General features: G+C 63.1%; 13 protein-coding genes. 4 read left to right on the forward strand and 9 right to left on the reverse strand.

The window, feature by feature from the left end; genetic code table 11:
• Positions 1-3 precede the first annotated feature (3 nt).
• Genes kce through ACODS2_RS03100 form a run of 7 tightly spaced genes read right to left on the reverse strand, consistent with a single transcriptional unit; the run spans position 4 to position 8010 of the window.
• Positions 4-930 carry a 3,5-dioxohexanoate:acetyl-CoA acetone transferase gene (gene kce / locus ACODS2_RS03070; RefSeq protein WP_488997520.1) on the reverse strand — a complete coding sequence of 309 codons (927 nt, stop codon included), beginning with the start codon at positions 928-930 and terminating at the stop codon, positions 4-6.
• Entirely contained in the window at positions 927-1727 is an 801-nt protein-coding gene (locus ACODS2_RS03075) for an ester cyclase (RefSeq protein WP_298165156.1), read from the reverse strand. Before ACODS2_RS03075 ends, kce begins: the two co-directional genes overlap by 4 nt.
• Complete coding sequence (locus tag ACODS2_RS03080; protein ID WP_298165154.1) at positions 1724-3244, reverse strand: long-chain-fatty-acid--CoA ligase; 1521 nt, start codon at positions 3242-3244, stop codon at positions 1724-1726. The genes ACODS2_RS03075 and ACODS2_RS03080 overlap by 4 nt, the downstream gene beginning before the upstream one ends.
• A gap of 5 nt (positions 3245-3249) precedes the next feature.
• Complete coding sequence (locus ACODS2_RS03085) at positions 3250-4428, reverse strand: acyl-CoA dehydrogenase family protein (RefSeq protein WP_298165152.1); 1179 nt, start codon at positions 4426-4428, stop codon at positions 3250-3252.
• Between the two features lie 27 nt (positions 4429-4455).
• On the reverse strand, positions 4456-5316 hold the full coding sequence (locus ACODS2_RS03090; protein WP_298165150.1) for a 3-hydroxyacyl-CoA dehydrogenase family protein: 861 nt from the start codon (positions 5314-5316) through the stop codon (positions 4456-4458).
• A complete protein-coding gene (locus ACODS2_RS03095; RefSeq protein ID WP_298165148.1) occupies positions 5313-6089 on the reverse strand; it encodes a crotonase/enoyl-CoA hydratase family protein in 777 nt (258 codons plus the stop codon). The genes ACODS2_RS03090 and ACODS2_RS03095 overlap by 4 nt, the downstream gene beginning before the upstream one ends.
• Positions 6082-8010, reverse strand: coding sequence for a flavin-containing monooxygenase (locus tag ACODS2_RS03100; RefSeq protein WP_488997521.1), 1929 nt, complete (start codon positions 8008-8010; stop codon positions 6082-6084). Before ACODS2_RS03100 ends, ACODS2_RS03095 begins: the two co-directional genes overlap by 8 nt.
• A gap of 342 nt (positions 8011-8352) precedes the next feature.
• On the opposite strand from ACODS2_RS03100, the gene ACODS2_RS03105 reads away from it, so the two are divergent.
• From ACODS2_RS03105 to ACODS2_RS03120, 4 genes are all read left to right on the forward strand, one after another.
• Entirely contained in the window at positions 8353-10950 is a 2598-nt protein-coding gene (locus tag ACODS2_RS03105; protein WP_488997522.1) for a TonB-dependent receptor, read from the forward strand.
• A 78-nt stretch (positions 10951-11028) separates the two neighbouring features.
• Positions 11029-13095 carry a PQQ-dependent dehydrogenase, methanol/ethanol family gene (locus ACODS2_RS03110; RefSeq protein WP_488997523.1) on the forward strand — a complete coding sequence of 689 codons (2067 nt, stop codon included), beginning with the start codon at positions 11029-11031 and terminating at the stop codon, positions 13093-13095.
• Positions 13092-14504 carry an aldehyde dehydrogenase family protein gene (locus ACODS2_RS03115; RefSeq protein WP_298165176.1) on the forward strand — a complete coding sequence of 471 codons (1413 nt, stop codon included), beginning with the start codon at positions 13092-13094 and terminating at the stop codon, positions 14502-14504. Before ACODS2_RS03110 ends, ACODS2_RS03115 begins: the two co-directional genes overlap by 4 nt.
• Positions 14505-14510: 6 nt before the next feature.
• The gene (locus ACODS2_RS03120; protein WP_488997524.1) at positions 14511-15368 is read left to right on the forward strand and encodes an aldo/keto reductase; all 858 of its coding nucleotides are present in this window, start codon (positions 14511-14513) and stop codon (positions 15366-15368) included.
• A gap of 12 nt (positions 15369-15380) precedes the next feature.
• Here ACODS2_RS03120 and ACODS2_RS03125 read toward each other — a convergent pair whose 3' ends face one another.
• Together ACODS2_RS03125 and ACODS2_RS03130 are read right to left on the reverse strand one after the other, a co-directional pair.
• On the reverse strand, positions 15381-15884 hold the full coding sequence (locus ACODS2_RS03125) for a hypothetical protein (protein ID WP_298165178.1): 504 nt from the start codon (positions 15882-15884) through the stop codon (positions 15381-15383).
• The gene (locus tag ACODS2_RS03130; RefSeq protein WP_298165180.1) at positions 15881-17098 is read right to left on the reverse strand and encodes a phosphotransferase family protein; all 1218 of its coding nucleotides are present in this window, start codon (positions 17096-17098) and stop codon (positions 15881-15883) included. The genes ACODS2_RS03125 and ACODS2_RS03130 overlap by 4 nt, the downstream gene beginning before the upstream one ends.
• Between the last annotated feature and the right edge of the window lie 11 nt (positions 17099-17109).

Here is a 17109-nt window from a genome sequence, read left to right on the forward strand (position 1 = left end):
GCTCTAAAACTCCACCCTGTCGCCGCCCTTGAGGCCCAGCATCGCGCGGGCTTCGGTGGGCGTGGCCGGTTCATGGCCCATTTCGCGGATGATCCGCACTATCTTTTCCACCTGCTGCGCGTTCGAGGCGGCGAGCACGCCGCGTTCGATGAACAGGCTGTCCTCCAGCCCGACGCGGACATTGCCTCCCATCAATGCTGCTTGTGTCAGGAACGGCATCTGGTGCCGCCCGGCAGCAAGCACCGACCACTGGAAATTGTCGCGGCCGAACAGGCGGTCCGCCGTCGATTTCATGAACATCAGGTTTTCGAGATCTGGGCCGATGCCGCCGAGGATGCCGAAGATCATCTGGATGAAGAACGGCGGCTTCACCAGGCCCCGATCAACGAAATGGGCGAGGTTGTAGAGGTGGCTGACATCGTAGCACTCGTGCTCGAACTTGGTGCCGGCCTCGCCCATCACCTCGAGGATCGTGGCGATATCGCGGAAGGTGTTCCGGAAGATGAAGTCGTCGGAACCGGTTACATAGGGCTTTTCCCAATCGTGTTTCCATTCGGAGATGCGCGCCGCTGCGCCGAAGAACGCGAAGTTCATCGAGCCCATGTTGAGCGAGCACATCTCCGGCTTGAACTGCACCGCTGCCTTCAGCCGCTCTGCCAGTGGCATCGTCGCCGAACCACCAGTGGTGATATTCACCACGGCATCGGTCTGCTGTTTGATGACCGACAGGAACTGCGCGTAGATCGCCGGATCGCCGGTGGGCTGGCCGTTGGCGGGATTGCGCGCGTGAAGGTGCAAGATGGCCGCGCCCGCCTGTGCCGCCGCGATCGACTGCTCCGCGATGTCGGACGGCGTGCAGGGCAGGGCGTCCGACATTGTCGGGGTGTGCGCGCCGCCGGTGACGGCGCAGGTGATGATGACCTTGCTCATCGCGGCGGCATCAGCGCGCGGTTGAGGCCGAGCCGGTCCGCAGTAACTTGCACATGCACAATCTGGTCTCCCTCGGAGTCGAAGATGCCAGCCAGTGCCAGCGTGACCGGTTGGCCGATCTGCGCCGTGTCGATATCATCGAACCCGCCGCGATAGGTGCCGGTGCAGGTGAGGTGGAAGGCGCCGCGCGGCCCGGCGGAAAACAGCTGGTCGACGGCGATGGCGTCGATGGCCACCAGCTCGGTAAAGCGCGGACCTGCAGCGCTGATCTCGTCGATCACTGTCCTGTCGGCCCAATTTGCGGGGGTCGTCAGCCAAGCCTGAGCCAACGCCTCCACTGCTGCGTCTGGTGCTTCGCAAGGCGCGTCCCACGGGGCGGGATGCGGGGCGCGGACCATGTCGCAGGTGCTTTCGGCGAGCTGGCGCTTGCGTGCGTAATAGTCCTCCTCTGCCCAGCCGCGATGCAGCCGCCCATTCTGGATGCGAAACAGCGTGACGCCGCCCCAGGTGGAAAGCCGCCCGCCGTGACGGCTTGACGCGCCGTGTTCGGTAAAGCGCATCGCAATGGCGTCGGGACCGATCACCGTATCGTGCACCGTTACGCAGAGGCCGGGAAACTGATCGAGCTGCGCGGCGGTTGCTGGGAGATAGGTGTCGTCGCGCCCAGCGAGCAGGAAACCGCCGATGCTGAGCGCATAGTCGGGCTCCATGATCGTCTCGACAGCCGCCACATTGTGGCAGGTCAGAAAATCAACGGCAAAGCCGCGCAGCAGGCGCGCGGAGGGGCTGAGGGTCATGCTTGTTCTTCCAACCAGCGCGGATCGCGCATTTCTTTCTTGAGGATCTTGCCCGAGGCGTTCTGCGGCAGCGCCGCCACGAAGGCGACGGCGGTTGGGCACTTGTAGTGCGCGAGCCGCGCGCGGGTGAACGCGATAAGCTCTGCTTCGCTCGGGCCAGTGCCCGCCCGCGCGACGACAAAAGCCTTGGGGGTTTCGCCCCAGCGCTCATGCGGCACGCCGATCACGGCGACGGCGGCGATCGCCGTATGATCATAGAGCACGTTCTCGATCTCGGTAGGGTAGATGTTCTCCCCGCCGGAGACGATCATGTCCTTGAAGCGGTCGTGAATGTACACGTAGCCGTCAGCGTCCTGATAGGCAGCATCGCCGGTACACATCCAGCCATCGGGGGTGATCGCTTTCGCGGTTTCCGCGGGCTTGTTCCAGTAGCCGAGCATGATCGCCTCGGACCGGATGCGGATCTCGCCGACTTCGCCGACAGCAACAGGTTGGCTAGTCGCCGGATCAACCAGCGCGAACTCGTTCCACGGCATCGGCAGGCCGCAGGCGCGCAGGCGGTGTGCGCGCGGGCCGCCCGGATCATGGTCTTCGGGGGCCATCATGATCACGGTCCCGGCGGTCTCGGTCATGCCATACGTGTTCATGAAGCCGCAGCCGAGCACGGCGATCGCGCGCTTGAGCACCGCTTCGCCAATCGGCGCGCCGCCATAGACGATGCGGTTGATGCTCGACATGTCCATCTCGGCCACGCCCGGCACTTCGAGCAGCATCTGGATCACGGTCGGCACGAAGAAACCGTGGGTGACGCGGTAGGCCTGGATCGCCGCGACGATCTCGGCCGGTACGACCTGCTGCATAAGCACGGTGTGGCCGCCCTGGCTCATCGCAGTCATGGCATAGCCGATCCCGCCGATATGGAAGAGCGGGCTGGCCACCAGATTCACGCTGCTGGCCGACATATCCCACAGCTCGCGCGCCATTCGCGCCAGAAACGAGAGGTTGTGGTGGCTCATCACCACGCCTTTGGGCAGGCCGGTCGTGCCTGAGGTGTAGAGGATCAGCAGCGGGCTGTCTGGCGTGGGCAGGGTGCCCGGATCATCCGCGCTTCCGGCATCGCGCCAGGCGGGATAGTCCGCCAGCAGGATCATGGCTGGGGGCGCAGGAGCTTCGGCCAGCAGGCCGTGCAGTTCTTCCTCGACGATCAGCAAGGCGGGCGTGCTGTCGCCAAGAATACCGGCAATCTCGCGCGGGGCGAGCCGCCAGTTGATCGGCAGGCATATCGCACCCGCCTTGGCGCAGCCGAAGAACAGCTCGAACTGCGCCGGCCCATTGCGCGCGAGGATCGCGACCCGGTCGCCAGCCTTCACGCCCTGCGCCGCCAGCGCGTGCGCCACACGGCTGGCCCGCGTGTCGAACGCTCCAAAGCTCAGCGTCTCGTCGCCGAAAGTCAGACACGGAGCATCCGGGGTCAGCGCGGCATTCTGGCGCAGCAAGGTGAGCAGGTTGGTTTCCACAGGGATCAGTAGCTCTTCGGCAGGCCCAGGCTGTGGGTTGAGACGTAGTTCAGGATCATCTCGCGGCTCACCGGCGCGGTGCGGTGCAGGCGCGCAATGAACCACAGGTCGGACAGACCATACTCGTTCGAAAGCCCGTTGCCACCATGGACCTGGATCGCCTGATCAAGCGCCTTGAGCGAGGATTCGGCCGCCGCGAACTTGGCCATGTTGGCGGTCTCGGCCGCGTCTTCCCCGCCATCGCAAAGCTGCGCGGCGCGTGCATTGAGCAGGCGAGAGGCCTGCACATTGATGTAGGCTTCGGCCAGCGGGTGGGCAACGCCCTGATGGGCGCCGATCGGTGTGTTCCACACCGATCGGTCCTTGGCATATTGCGCGGCCTGCGTGATCGCGAAGCGCGAGATGCCGTTGTTGATCGCGGCGGCGGCGATGCGCTCGGGGTTGAGGCCGGAGAACACCTGCTTGAGGCCTGCACCCGGCTCACCGATCAGGGCTTCATCGGGCACCTCGACATTGTCGTAAAAAACCGAGAACTGCTTTTCAGACGTGCGCAGTGCGGAATCGATCTGGGTCATCGAAATGCCCGGTGTGCTGGTGGGTATCACGAACAGCGACAGACCCTGCCGCGAGCCGTCGTTCACCGGCACGCCGTCGCGCGCCACGAGCATGACCGCGTCCGACTGATCGATATCCGAAGTCCAGTACTTTGCGCCGTTGATCACCCAACCATTGCCCTTGCGCACCGCGTGGGTGGTGACCTTGTGGGTGTTCGAGCCTGCGTTCGGCTCTGTAATGCCGAAGCACATCTTGCGCTTGCCGCTGGCAATGCCGGGCAGCCATTCCTGCTTCATCGCGTCGCTGCCGCAAGCCGCGATGATCGGTGCGGTGATCGAGGAGATGACCATCGAGAGGATCGGGCAACCGTGTGCTGCAGTTTCCTCGATGCAGATGTTGAGTTCGGCCAGACCGCCGCCACCGCCGCCGTAGGCCTCGGAGACGTGAACACCCAGGAACCCTGCCTCGCCTAGCGCCGACCACAGCGCTTCAGGCTGCTCGCCCTTGTTCACCACGTCCTGGAAATACTTCCGGCCAAACTTACCGACGAGCTTGCTGACACTGTCGCGCAGATCGCGGTGGTGGTCGGCGGTATCGCAGAGCGATGTTTGGAAAAGATCAGACGACATTCGAAAAGCTCCAGACTTGAAATTTGCTCACTGCGGCCAGGTGAAGAAGCCTTGGCCCGATTTGGCGCCGAGTTTGCCTGCGGCGACCATGTCGATGAGGATTTGCGGTGGGGCGAAACGGGGGCCGTGGGCGGCCTCCAGCGTGCGCGCGATATCGAGCCGGACGTCGATGCCGACGATATCGCTGAGGCGCAGCGGACCCACCGGGTGACGATAGGCAACGACCGCGGCCCGGTCGATATCCTCGGCCGATGCGACGCCCGATTCGAGCATGCGCATCGCCTCAAGGCTGGCGATCAGATCGAGCCGGCTTGTGGCAAAACCAGGCACATCGCGCACGGTGAGCGACTGCTTGCCAATAGCTGTCACATATGCGCGAGCGGCTTCCAGCGTTTCCGGCAAGGTTTTCGCGCCTTCGACCAGTTCGACCAGATGGATCGACCAGACCGGATTGAAAAAGTGCATGCCGAGGAAAATCCCGGGATCGGGCAAGGCCTGCGCCAGCCGGTCGATCGACATCGCGCTGGTGTTGCTACCAATTAGCTTTGGCGCGCGGCGCGCAATCCGGGCCAGAATGTCGAGCTTGAGCTCCAGCCGTTCAGGGACCGTTTCGATCACCAGATCGAGACCCTCCTGCAACAGGTCCACAGCCGCAATCCGCGTGATCCGGTTTTCAAGCGCTGCCGCACCCGGTGCATCAAGCTTGCCGCGCGTGATGGCGGAGGCGGCCGTCTTGCTGATCGTGTCCCGCAGCCCGAGCGCCCGCGCATCATCCGGCTCGACGACCGTGACCTGCGCCCCCGCCATGGCACTGACATAGACGATACCGACGCCCATCGTGCCGCCGCCGACCACGGCGATCTGCTGGTTTGCCAAAGCTTCGTTCATCGTCCGGTCCATTGTGCAGGGCGTTTTTCGGCAAAGGCGCGTGCGCCTTCATTCGCGTCGTCAGAGGCAAGAACGCTGTCTACGAGCGGGCGCTGGCGGTCCCAGATTTCGGCCTCGGGCCACTCGCGCGATTCGCGGATGATGCGCTTGGTCATCGCCGTGCTCAGCGGCGCGTTGGCGGTGATGGCCTCGGCGAGCGCAAGTGCGCCTTCAAGCGCGCCGCCTTCGGGCGTGATCCGGTTGACGAGGCCCCAGCGGTGCGCTGTCGCCGCGTCCATGCGTGCGCCGGTCAGCGCATATTCCAGCGCGATCGTCTCAGGAATGCGGCGCGGCAACCGCACCAGCCCGCCTGAGCCTGCGACCAGGCCGCGCGCCACTTCGGGGAGGCCAAACCAGGCGGTTTCAGCTGCGACGATGAGATCGCAGGCCAGAGCCAGTTCACAGCCGCCTGCCAGAGCGAAGCCTTCTACTGCGGCAATGACAGGCTTTTTCGGCGGCGCTTCGGTAATCCCCGCGAAACCGCGGCCTTCGAGCTCGGGCCGCTCGCCATCGGCAAAGGCCTTGAGGTCCATGCCTGCGCAGAACGAGCTGCCACGCCCGGTGATCACGCCCACGCGCAATTCGAGGTCGGCGTCAAGCCGGTCCAGCGCGCCAGCGATGGCGAGCGACACCGCATGCGTCACCGCGTTGCGCTGCTGCGGGCGGTTGATCGCGATGACGAGGACCGCGCCGTGCTGTTCGATCTCGACGGGGCCGTGCATTGGGCTATCCATGGGCAGGCCTCCCAAGGATGTATTCGCCGAGATCCGCTGTCTCGGTCATGGTCCAGAAGTCGATGATCCGGAACGGGTTGTTGACGACGACCCGGCCTTTGGAATTCTTGTAGTAGGTCTCGACGCCGGGGTAGGTCCACACCATGCCGGCGTGGGTCTGATCGACCTTCACGTTGTAGGCGTCGTGGACATCCTCGCGCACTTCCACTTGCGTGGCGCCTGCAGCCAGAGTCTGCTGAATGAGCGACATCACATAGTGCATCTGCCGCTCGAGCACGGTGATCAGGCTGCCACCGTGCCCGAACTGGGTGTTGGGCCCATAGAGGCAGAAGAAGTTGGGGTATCCGGGAACGACTGTGCCGAGATAGGCGCGCGCATCGTCGCCCTTCCAGTCCTTGTGCAGTTCGCGTCCACCAAGCCCGACGACCTTCATCGGCGCCAAGAGGTTGACCACGTCAAAGCCCGTCGCCCAGATCAGCACATCCGCCTTGTGAACTGCGTCATCCTGCGTGCGGATCCCGTCCGGCATGGCCTCGACCACCGAGCCGGTGACGAGCGTGACATTGTCCTTCGCCAATGTGCGGAACCAGCCGTTGTCCAGGAGCATGCGCTTGCCGAAGGGCGGGTAATCCGGCAGCACTTGCGGCAGCAGATGCGTCGCCCCGCCAAGTTCCGAGGTGATATAGGCCTCAAGCCCCTTGCGGTGCGCATCGTTGATCGGGTTGATCGAACGGCCATGGCCGTCCCACGCAGGATCCTGTTGCAGCGCCTCGTAGAGCTTGTCGTTGAACGCCCAGCTGAGCCGAATGCGGTACCAGCGGCGGTACAGCGGAACCGCATCAAGCAATCGGCGCAGCGGTTCGGGGATGGTCTTGCCGAACTTCGGAAAGGGCGCGGCCCATTGCGGGGTGCGCTGCACGATTGTCAGCGACGCGACGGTGTCCGCAATCGCGGGCGCAACCTGCATCGCGCTCGCACCGTTGCCGATCAGCACCACATCGCGCCCTTCCATCGGCACGCCTTCATCCGGATAAGTGGCAGTGTGGAAGCTGGGGCCCTTGAAGGTTTCGAGCCCTGGGATATCGGGCAGCCGGGGCTTGTTGAACGCGCCGACGCCGCTGATCAGGATCGACGCGCGCAAGGTTTCGCTCTTGCCCGTCTCGTTGGTGACGAGGGCGGTCCATTCGCCTGCAGCCTCGTCAAACCGCGCTTCGGTCACCTCAACGCCGAAGCGGATGTGCCGGGTGATGTCGTGATCGGCTGCGACCTTTTCGAGATAGCCGTGGATCTCCCGGCTGCCGGCGAAGAAGCGCGACCAGTCGTAGGGCGCGAACGAGAACGAATAGAGATGGCTCGGCACGTCACAGGCTGCGCCCGGATAGCGGTTCTCGAGCCAAACGCCGCCGGGTCGATCATGGCGCTCGACGATCGTATACGGAATGCCCGCTTCCGCCAGCTGGATGGCGGCGCACAGGCCCGAAATCCCCGCGCCAATGATCAGCGCGCGAAAACCTTCCGGAACCGGGGCAGGTGCCGTCTCTCTGCCGTCAGCCGCTGGCAGATCGAGATCCGCGCGGATCATCGGGGCGTATGTTGCGGGGACAGTTTCGCCGAGCGAGACGCTCATCATCTCGACGAGTAGCGAATCTGACGGGTTCACCAGGGGAGCCAGCTCTCCGCCAAAATGCCGGGTCAGCGCGGCGTGGGCGGCATCGCGGATTTCGCGCTGCACATCATCGGGCAGACCGCCGCTGTCGTTGTCGTCCATCCCGCGCGTGCGGGTGGGGATGAACTTGCCTTCGATCCAGCTCCGTTCGCCCGTCAGCTGGACCAGCAGACAGGCAAGAGTCGGCACATTTGCAGCCTCCAGCGCTTCGGTCAGCCAATCGAGATGTTCGGTGTCTTGCACAGCTACTGCCACTGCCTGTTATTTCCCTGCACGCGCCATAAGCGGAGCGGCGTTGACAACTCTGTCCTCAACAGCGAGGTAAAAGTCAACAGATATGTTGATTTGACGTTGCTGGGGCTGACAGCGCTTGGTCTGGGTGGCTCATTTCAGAGGCGAAGTCCCGAGTTTTCAACATTTTTTGCTGGAAAAACAGGGATAGTATCGGACTGCCGCCGCTAGTCTTGGCTGTTTCAGCCAAAATTTTAACACCACTGTTGACGAATGCGACCTACCTCATCTACGAAGGTGTTGATAAACGGAAGGCGACTCGATGCAGGCAGGAAAGCCTTGCACGCGCCAAGGGGAGACTAGCCTATGTCCAGACCTACCATCCTTCGCGCTGCGCTCGTTTCGGCCAGTGTCCTGTCGCTGGCCGCGACTGCGCATGCGCAAGCTGCGCCCCAGTCTGAGCAGGCTGCTCCCAGCGAAGGCCTTGGCGAGATCATCGTGACCGCCACAAAGCGTAGCGAAAACCTTCAGAACGTGCCGGTGGCTATCACCGCCGTGAATGCGGCCCAGCTTACCAAGCAGGGCGTGTTCTCCACGACCGACCTCAACAACTCGATCCCGAACCTGCAGGTCAGCTCGGCCTACGGCGAAACCCAGCCGAACTTCACCGTGCGTGGAATCGGCGTCGGCACCGAGTACAATTCCAACGCCGCGTCGCCGGTCGGCATCTACGTCGACGAAGTCTATCAGTCGTTCCGTGCGAGCCATGGCCAACAGTTGTTCGATCTCGAGCAACTGGAAGTCGTGCGCGGGCCTCAGGGCACGCTCTATGGCCGCAACACGACTGGCGGCGCGATCAACTTTATCACCCGCAAGCCCAAGCTGCAGGGTCAGAACGGGACCGTCACGCTGGGCTATGGTTCGTTCAACCGCATCAGCGCGCAGGGTGCGATCGAAGTGACCCCGGTCGAAGACAAGCTCGGCATTCGCATCGCGGGCAGCTACGTCGATTCCGACCCCTATGTGCGCAACGTGCAGCCGGTCGGCCTGATCAAGTCTAATCCGAATGTTCCCGACAACATTGCTTTCGGCGACAAGAATGCCGGTATTTCGCCAGGCGGCCATGAATCGTGGGGAGTTCGCGGGCAGATCCGCTTCAAGCCGAGCGAGCGGGTCGATCTCAACCTGAAGGCCTATGTGGCTCAGTCGGTTGGTGGGCAAGATTCACCGCAGAACCATGGTCCCTCGCTGACCAATGACACGATCAGCCTCGCAGATTCGGCGTTCGGCTTCTTCTACACGCCGCTCGCAAGCACGTTGTTCGGCAATGGTCAGGACCTCACCAAATATCTGCCGCCCGCGTACAGCGCCAAGGGCCGCGGCCTGACCGACCGCCAGATCGAAGGCAACTCGATCGGCACGGCCGAGACCAAGACCTTCGGTATCGTACTCAACGCCAAGTTCGAGCTGGGCGACAAGGTCAACCTCACCTCGATCACCGGCTTCGACCGCACGCGTAATGGCCTGCTGCCGCGCATCGACTGCGACGGCACGCCCTACAACGTGTGCTCGATCGGTTATGCCTCGACCTCGCGCAGCTTCAACCAGGATCTGCGCCTCGATTATTCGAGCGGCCGGTTCAAGGCGATCGCGGGCGTCTATTATGGCTGGGACAAGATCGTCACCAACAACACGCCTGATTTCTACGGCTTCCTCAGCGACGTGAACGCTGCGATCGGCAACCCCAAGACCTACTTCAACCCCGCTGGCCTCGGCCGCGAGGCCGGCATGGCGACCGCGCTTAAGGCGACGCAGAACTACACCCAGGAGCGCAAGTCCTACGCGATCTACGGCGAGGCCAGCTACGAGCTGACCGACACGGTCAAGATCACCGCTGGCCTGCGCTATACCAAGGACAAGTTTGCCTACCTCGACGCGCTGACCACGTTCTACGACGATACCGGAGCGCCGCGCCTCTACACCGTGTCCGACTATGCGCCCGGCGGCGTGCTTTCGAAGTACTTCATTGGTGACAACGCTGCGCTCGACAAGAGCATCAAGCCGCTCAACCGCCGCGATGGCTCGAACGCCCTCACAGGTCGTGCGATCATCGACTGGAAGCCGACCGAGAGCATGCTGCTCTATGCCAGCTACAGCCGCGGCTATCGCGGGGGCACCTACAACGGATTGGCTTTCCAGAATGCCGCTCAGGTCTACTTCGTGCAGCCAGAAAAGGTTGATGCTTTCGAAGTGGGTATCAAGAGCCGCTTCTTCGACAACCGCCTGCAGTTCAACCTTTCGGCGTTCCACTACAAGTACAAGGCGCAGCAGCAGCAGTTGCTCGATCCGAGCTCGGTGACCTTCCTGATCAACCTCGACGGGAAGCTGACCGGTCTCGACGCCGAGCTCATCTTCGCTGTCACCGACAGTATCCGCTTTAACGCCGGCCTCGGCGTGCTCGACAGCAAGTTCGACAAAGGCGCCTGCCCCACGGCACCGATCAGCGGCACACCGCCCCAGGTTGGCAACTGCATCTCGACTGGCGGCGGCAAAATCGATGTGGGCGGCAATCCGTTCCCCTACGCCAGCAAGGTTTCGGGCAACATCGGATTGGACTGGGATGCCTACAAGACCGATGCCGGCACGCTGACGTTCCACGCTGATACCAGCTACACGGGCAGGTACTACTATGACGTGTTCGGCTCGTACGACTATGTCGGGCTGCAGGGCAGCTCGGTCAATTCGGGCAGGGGGCCGCTGGGTGAAGGCCAGGCGCCGTATTGGCTGATCAATGGCCGGATCTCCTACACGACGCAGCACTTCACCATCGCCGGTTACGTCAAGAACCTGACCAACAAGCTCTACTACCCCAACGCGATCAACGTCGAGGGCAGCTACGGCAGTGACTACCGGATCCGCGCGGCACCGCGCCAGTTCGGCATCGAAGTCGGCGCCAAGTTCTGATGCACTACCACGAGGGCACCTGCGACGCAGGTGCCCTCACTGTTTCAGCGTTTCCCATCCGCACATAGGCTGCATTTCATGCGCAAGTTTCACCCGCTCGTTCTTTCGCTTTTGCTTGCCGGTTGCGCGCAGGCCATCGCTGATCCAATCACCTCCGTATCGTCGGGCGAATGGCGAACCTACGGCGGCACTGCCGAAGAACAGCGCTTCAGCCAGCTGACTGCAATCGATGCCAGCACGGTCGGCAATCTGGGCCTGGCCTGGAGCCACGAATTCGATACCGCGCGCGGCCTCGAGGCTACGCCGCTGGTGGCTGACGGGGTGATCTACACGACGACCGCTTGGTCGAAGGTCTATGCGCTTGATGCGGTGAGTGGAAAGCTCCTCTGGGAATACGATCCCAAGGTCCCCGGCGAGACCGGGTTCAAGGCCTGCTGCGATGTCGTCAATCGCGGTGCCGCGCTCTATGACGGCAAGGTCTATGTCGGCACGCTCGACGGCCGGCTGATCGCGCTTGATGCCAAGACCGGCAAGCTCATCTGGTCAACCCTGACGGTTGACCAGAGCAAGCCCTACACGATCACCGGCGCGCCGCGCGTGGTGAAGGGGAACGTGCTGATCGGCAATGGCGGCGCTGAATATGGCGTACGCGGCTACGTCAGCGCTTATGATGCCCAAACCGGCAAGATGGCCTGGCGCTTCTACACGGTACCGCCTGCCAAGGGTGCGGGCCCCGATGGCGCCGCCTCTGACAAGATCATCGCCAAGATGCAGGCCACCTGGGACGGCGATTGGTCCAAGTTCGGCGGCGGCGGCACGGTCTGGGATTCGATCGTCTATGACAAGGAATTCAACCAGGTCCTGATCGGTGTCGGCAATGGCTCGCCGTGGGATCACCGCCTCCGTTCGAACGGCAAGGGCGACAACTTGTTCGTCTCGTCGGTCGTTGCGCTCGATGCCGATACCGGCGAATACAAGTGGCACTATCAGGGCGTACCGGGCGAAAGCTGGGACTTCACTCAGACCCAGTCTATCATTCTCGCCACGCTCAAGATCGGCGGCGCAGACCGCAAAGTCATGATGCAGGCGCCCAAGAATGGCCTGTTCTACGTGATCGACCGTAGTAACGGTAAACTGATTTCCGCCAAGAACTTCGTGCCCGTCAACTGGACGACCGGCGTGGACATGGCGACGGGCCGCCCCGTGGAGAATCCCGATGCGCGCTACGAAAAGGGCGTGTTCGTCGCCACGCCTTCGGGCCACGGCGCCCACAACTGGCAGCCGATGGCCTACAGCCCGCAGGCAGGGCTGGCCTATATCCCGGCGCAGGAAGTGCCGCTCGCCTATGTCAGCGACAAGCCTTTCGTGGCGCGACCGGGCGGCTGGAACCTCGGCGTCAACCTCGCGATCAACTCGTTGCCCGATGACAAGGCTGCGCTCAAAGCCATCCGGGCCACGCTGCGCGGCTACCTCATTGCGTGGAACCCGGTGGAGCAGAAAGAGGCCTGGCGCGTCGATCTCGGCGGCCCTGGCAACGGCGGCGTGCTGACCAGCGCGGGCGGCCTCGTCTTTGCGGGCAATGCCAAGGGGAAGCTGGTCGCCTACGCGGCGACAAGCGGCAAGGAACTGTGGTCCTACGATGCCGGTATCGGCATCATTGCTCCGCCGATCACCTATTCGGTCAAGGGCGTGCAGTATGTCGCCGTAATGGCGGGCTACGGTGGCGGCTATGGCCTGCCGGCAGCGTTTGCCGAACTGCAGGGGCCGCGGCCCAATGGCCGCCTTCTGGTTTTCGCGCTCGGCGGAAAGGCCTCCTACAAGATCGAACGTGCCCCGCAGGCACCACCGGTCATCGTCCAGAACGAATGGACGCCAGAAACGGTGGCCAAGGGCGCCGAGCTCTATGGCAATACTTGTTCGGTCTGCCATGGCGGCGGCGTGCGCTCCTCAGGCGTACTGCCCGATCTGCGCCGCTCGGGCGTGCTTGCCGACAAGGCCACCTGGCAGTCGGTCGTGCATGACGGCGCGCTCAAAGAAAACGGCATGGTCGGCTTCGCCAAATGGATGTCGGTTGAGGATATTGAATCCGTAAGGGCCTACGTTGCCGACCGTGCCCGCCTGCTGGCGAAGGAGCCTGACCAGTGAATCTGCAGATGTTGATCGGCGGCAATCATGTCGCCGGAAACCAGAGCATTGATGTGATCGATCCCGCCACGGGCCAGGTCTTTGCCAGCTGCGCGCGGGGCTCGCGTGAGGACTTCGAGGATGCAGTCACGGCCGCAGCCGCTGCGTTTCCTGCGTGGTCGCAGAGCACTGCGGAAGCGCGCAGTGCCTTGCTTATCCGAATGGCCGAAGTGATTGAGGCCAATCTGGAATCACTCGCCCGCACGCTCACCAGCGAGCAGGGCAAGCCGATCCCCGATGCGCAGGCCGAAGTGGGCGGTGCGGCCTATTTCCTTCGCTACTATGCCGGGCAGACTATCCCGGTTGAGCTAATCGAAGACAGCGAGGCCCGCCGGATCGAGTTGCACCGCCGTCCGCTCGGTGTGGTCGCGGCAATCGTGCCGTGGAATTTTCCTGTCCTCACCGCAGTCAACAAGGTTGGCGCGGCGCTGCTCACTGGGAACACCGTCGTCGTAAAACCCGCAGCCACAACCCCGCTGGCCACGCTGGAAATCGCTGCGTTGTGGAAGGATTTGGTACCTGCCGGCGTGGTCAATGTGGTCACGGACAACAATGATCTGGGCGATGCGCTGACCGGCCATCCGCTGGTGCGCAAGGTCAGCTTCACCGGTTCGACGACCACGGGCAGCAAAGTCATGGCGGCAGGTTCCGCCTCGCTCAAGCGCATGACGCTGGAACTGGGCGGCAACGATTCCGGCATCGTGCTCGATGATTGTGATCCCGAGGTTGTCTCGCAGCAGCTGTTCAATTCCGCCTTCGTCAACAACGGCCAAGTCTGCATCGCGCTCAAGCGGCTCTATGTGCATGAAAGCCAGTATGACGCGGTCTGCGCCAAGCTGGCCGAGATCGCGAATGCCGCCGTTGTAGGACCAGGATCGCAGCAGGGCACACAGCTTGGTCCGGTGCAGAACCGCGTGCAATTCGACAAGCTCAGAGCCCTGATCGAGGAGACGCGCACCGAGGGCACGATCATCGCGGGCGGCGACAGCCCGGAGGGTGAGGGCTACTTTATCAACCCGACCATTGTGCGCGATATCGCAGACAATGCGCGCCTCGTGACCGACGAGCAGTTCGGCCCGGTGCTGCCGGTCATGCGCTTTGCCGATATCGACGATGTGGTGGCGCGGGCCAACAACACCAGCTTCGGCCTTGGCAACTCGGTGTGGTCAGCGGATCCGGCTCGCGCCGGTGCGGTTGCGGCGCGGCTCGATTCCGGCTCGGTGTGGATCAACAAGCACGGCGATATCGGGCCCGACACGCCATTTGCGGGGGCCAAGATGTCGGGCGTCGGGATCGAGATGGGCATGCATGGTTTGCTTGAGTTCACGCAGGCGAAGGTCATGAACTACGCGAAAGCAGCGAGGGTGTAGACTTCTATGATGAGCCAGGAGGTCATCCTTAACGACGGCCATCACATGCCGCAATTGGGGCTTGGCCTCATGCGGTTCGGCTCGGAAGCGGAAACCGCGGCGGTGCTCGCCAGCGCGGCGGATGCTGGATACCGTCTATTCGACAGCGCGGCCATATATGGAAACGAGCAGCAGGTGGGCGATGGGCTTCGCCAGTGTGGGCTGGCGCGGGGCGATGTGTTCGTCACGACCAAGCTGTGGAACACCGAACATGGCCGGGACAAATGCCGCGCAGCACTGGAAGGCAGCTTGCAGCGTTTGGGTCTCGATCAGATCGACCTTTATCTGATCCACTGGCCGCTCCCGATGGATGATCTTTACGTCGAGACCTGGCGCGGGCTTATTGCACTGCGGGAAGAGGGGCTGGTCCGCTCAATCGGTGTGTCGAACTTCACGGTGGAGCATCTTGGCCGGCTCATCGCTGAAACCGGGATTGTGCCGGCGGTGAATCAGATCGAAATGCACCCGCGCTTTCAGCAGCGCGCGCTACATGCGTTTCATTGTGAGCATGGCATCATCTCGCAGGCGTGGTCGCCGTTTGGAGGCGGCGGCACCGGAGGAGTCCCGCTTCTGGGTGAGCCCGTGCTTGCGGAGATTGCGGCGAAGCATGCGCGCACACCCTCGCAAGTGGTGCTGCGCTGGCTCACGCAATCCGGCGCATCCGCTATGCCCAAGGCGACGAGCGCGCTGCACCTTGCGCAGAACATGGCTTCACTGTCGTTTGATCTCGACGAAACCGATCTCGCCGCGATTGCGACACTCGACAGCGCGGATGGCCGCACAGGCCCCGATCCGCTGACCTTTGCCGTGAAGCACTTCGCTTGAGATCCTAGCTACTCACGGTTGCCAGTCAGCCTTGGGCAGATCCTCGGGCCGCAGTTCGAAGCCCAGCGGGATGCACCACGAGCGGTCTTCGCTGAGAATCGCCTCGCTGTGTTTTAAGACCAGCGCATCGAGCGCGCACTCTTGCGGCGTATCCTTTGCAGCTTCGACAAGCGCAGCAACGCCGGCTCGCAAGGTGGCAGTCGCTGCGCGCAGATCGGCGTCCGAGGCGGCTGGATCATCCAGCACCGCTTTGCTTTGCTTCGACTGGTCAGCGAGGCTCAGCGCGTCAGCGTCAAGCAGCGCCGCTACCGCGTCCGCCATGGTCACATAGCGCTGGAGTGTGCCGCGATAGTAGCGGCGCGCCAGTGGCACGCGCTTCTGCATGAAGCCGATGGCTGCGAGCGAGAGGTGGAGCTGTTCGATCACATGCTTGTCAGCGTTCCCAAGAGCGGGAAGCACCACCTCGCCCAGTGCGCGCTGGACCACTTGCAACTGGGTTTCGAAATCCTGGTTCATGCCGTCGCACTCCGGAAAAAGCTGACCAGATCGGAGAGGGCGAGGTAGCCCATTCCGGCAACATGGTTGAGCAGCACGTCCTGATGGGTTGCCGCGCCGCGCGCCGCCCGGGTCGATGCCGCCAGCAACAGCACCGAGACGAGATAGCGGTTGAACACGCCGAAATAGCGTATGCGGGCCGGATCGACCGGCAGGCCCGAGGCCTTTTCATAGGCGGCATAGAGCTCGTCCTCGGGCATCATCCCCGAGACCAGGATCGTCTCGCCATCTTCGGCATAGTGCTGGAAAATCGGCAGCGCTGCGTATGTCAGGTCCTGATGCCGGTCGCCCAGCACAGCACCTTCCCAATCGAGCCATGCGGTGATCTCGCCCTTAGCTTCATCAAACAGGAAATTGCCGCTACGATAATCGGCGTGCACAATCGAAATATGGTCGATTGGCGGGGCATTGCGGTTCAGCCACTTGTAGACCACCGCCATGACCGGCTCTTCCTCAATGCGGTCTTCCTCCCAGATGCGCCGCGCGGCATTGACCTGCCGGATCACTGAGGCGTTCGATCCCACTTCCGGCCGGTCAAAGCTGGCGAGAACGGGCGGCGCGCCGATCGGCAAATTGTGAATGCGGGCAAGGTAGTCGATGAACTGCGGCGCCAGCTTGGCGCGCAAGTCTGGCCCATAGTTCTGGCCCAGCCCCGTGACCTTGCCGGCATCGTGCGAGGGCTTGGCCGTGCCAGTGGCAAAGCCATAGACCATTGCCGGATAGGGCAGGAACTGTGCCTCCGGGTCCATCCAGTAGGCGTGTGGGACAGGTACGGTGCCCTCGACCGCCCGGATCACTTCGAACTCGCGCCGACGGCTCGACTCGGTGACCGAGGCTGCCGGTTCCATGCGCAACACCATCGGGGTGACCATTGGCGCCTGGCCATCGGCGTCATCGCTACGCCAATGCAGGTTGAACAGCATCTGTAGCTTGGATGCACCGCCCGAAAGCCAGCGCGCATCTGCGATCTTGACCGGATAGCCGACCTGATTGGTGATCAGCCGCTCGGTGCCATCCACTAGCGTATCCAGCGCAACCGCCTGAAACGAGGGACCATTGCGGCGGCGCATCTTGCGGGTGAGCACGGTGTCCACTTCGCGCTCGGTGGGAAACCGCGCGCGGACCGCGTCGATGAAGGCATCACTGGGATGCTGCCGGATGGTGTCGTCGGTCATGGTGTGCTGCT

Source organism: Novosphingobium sp. FG137, assembly GCF_057809735.1.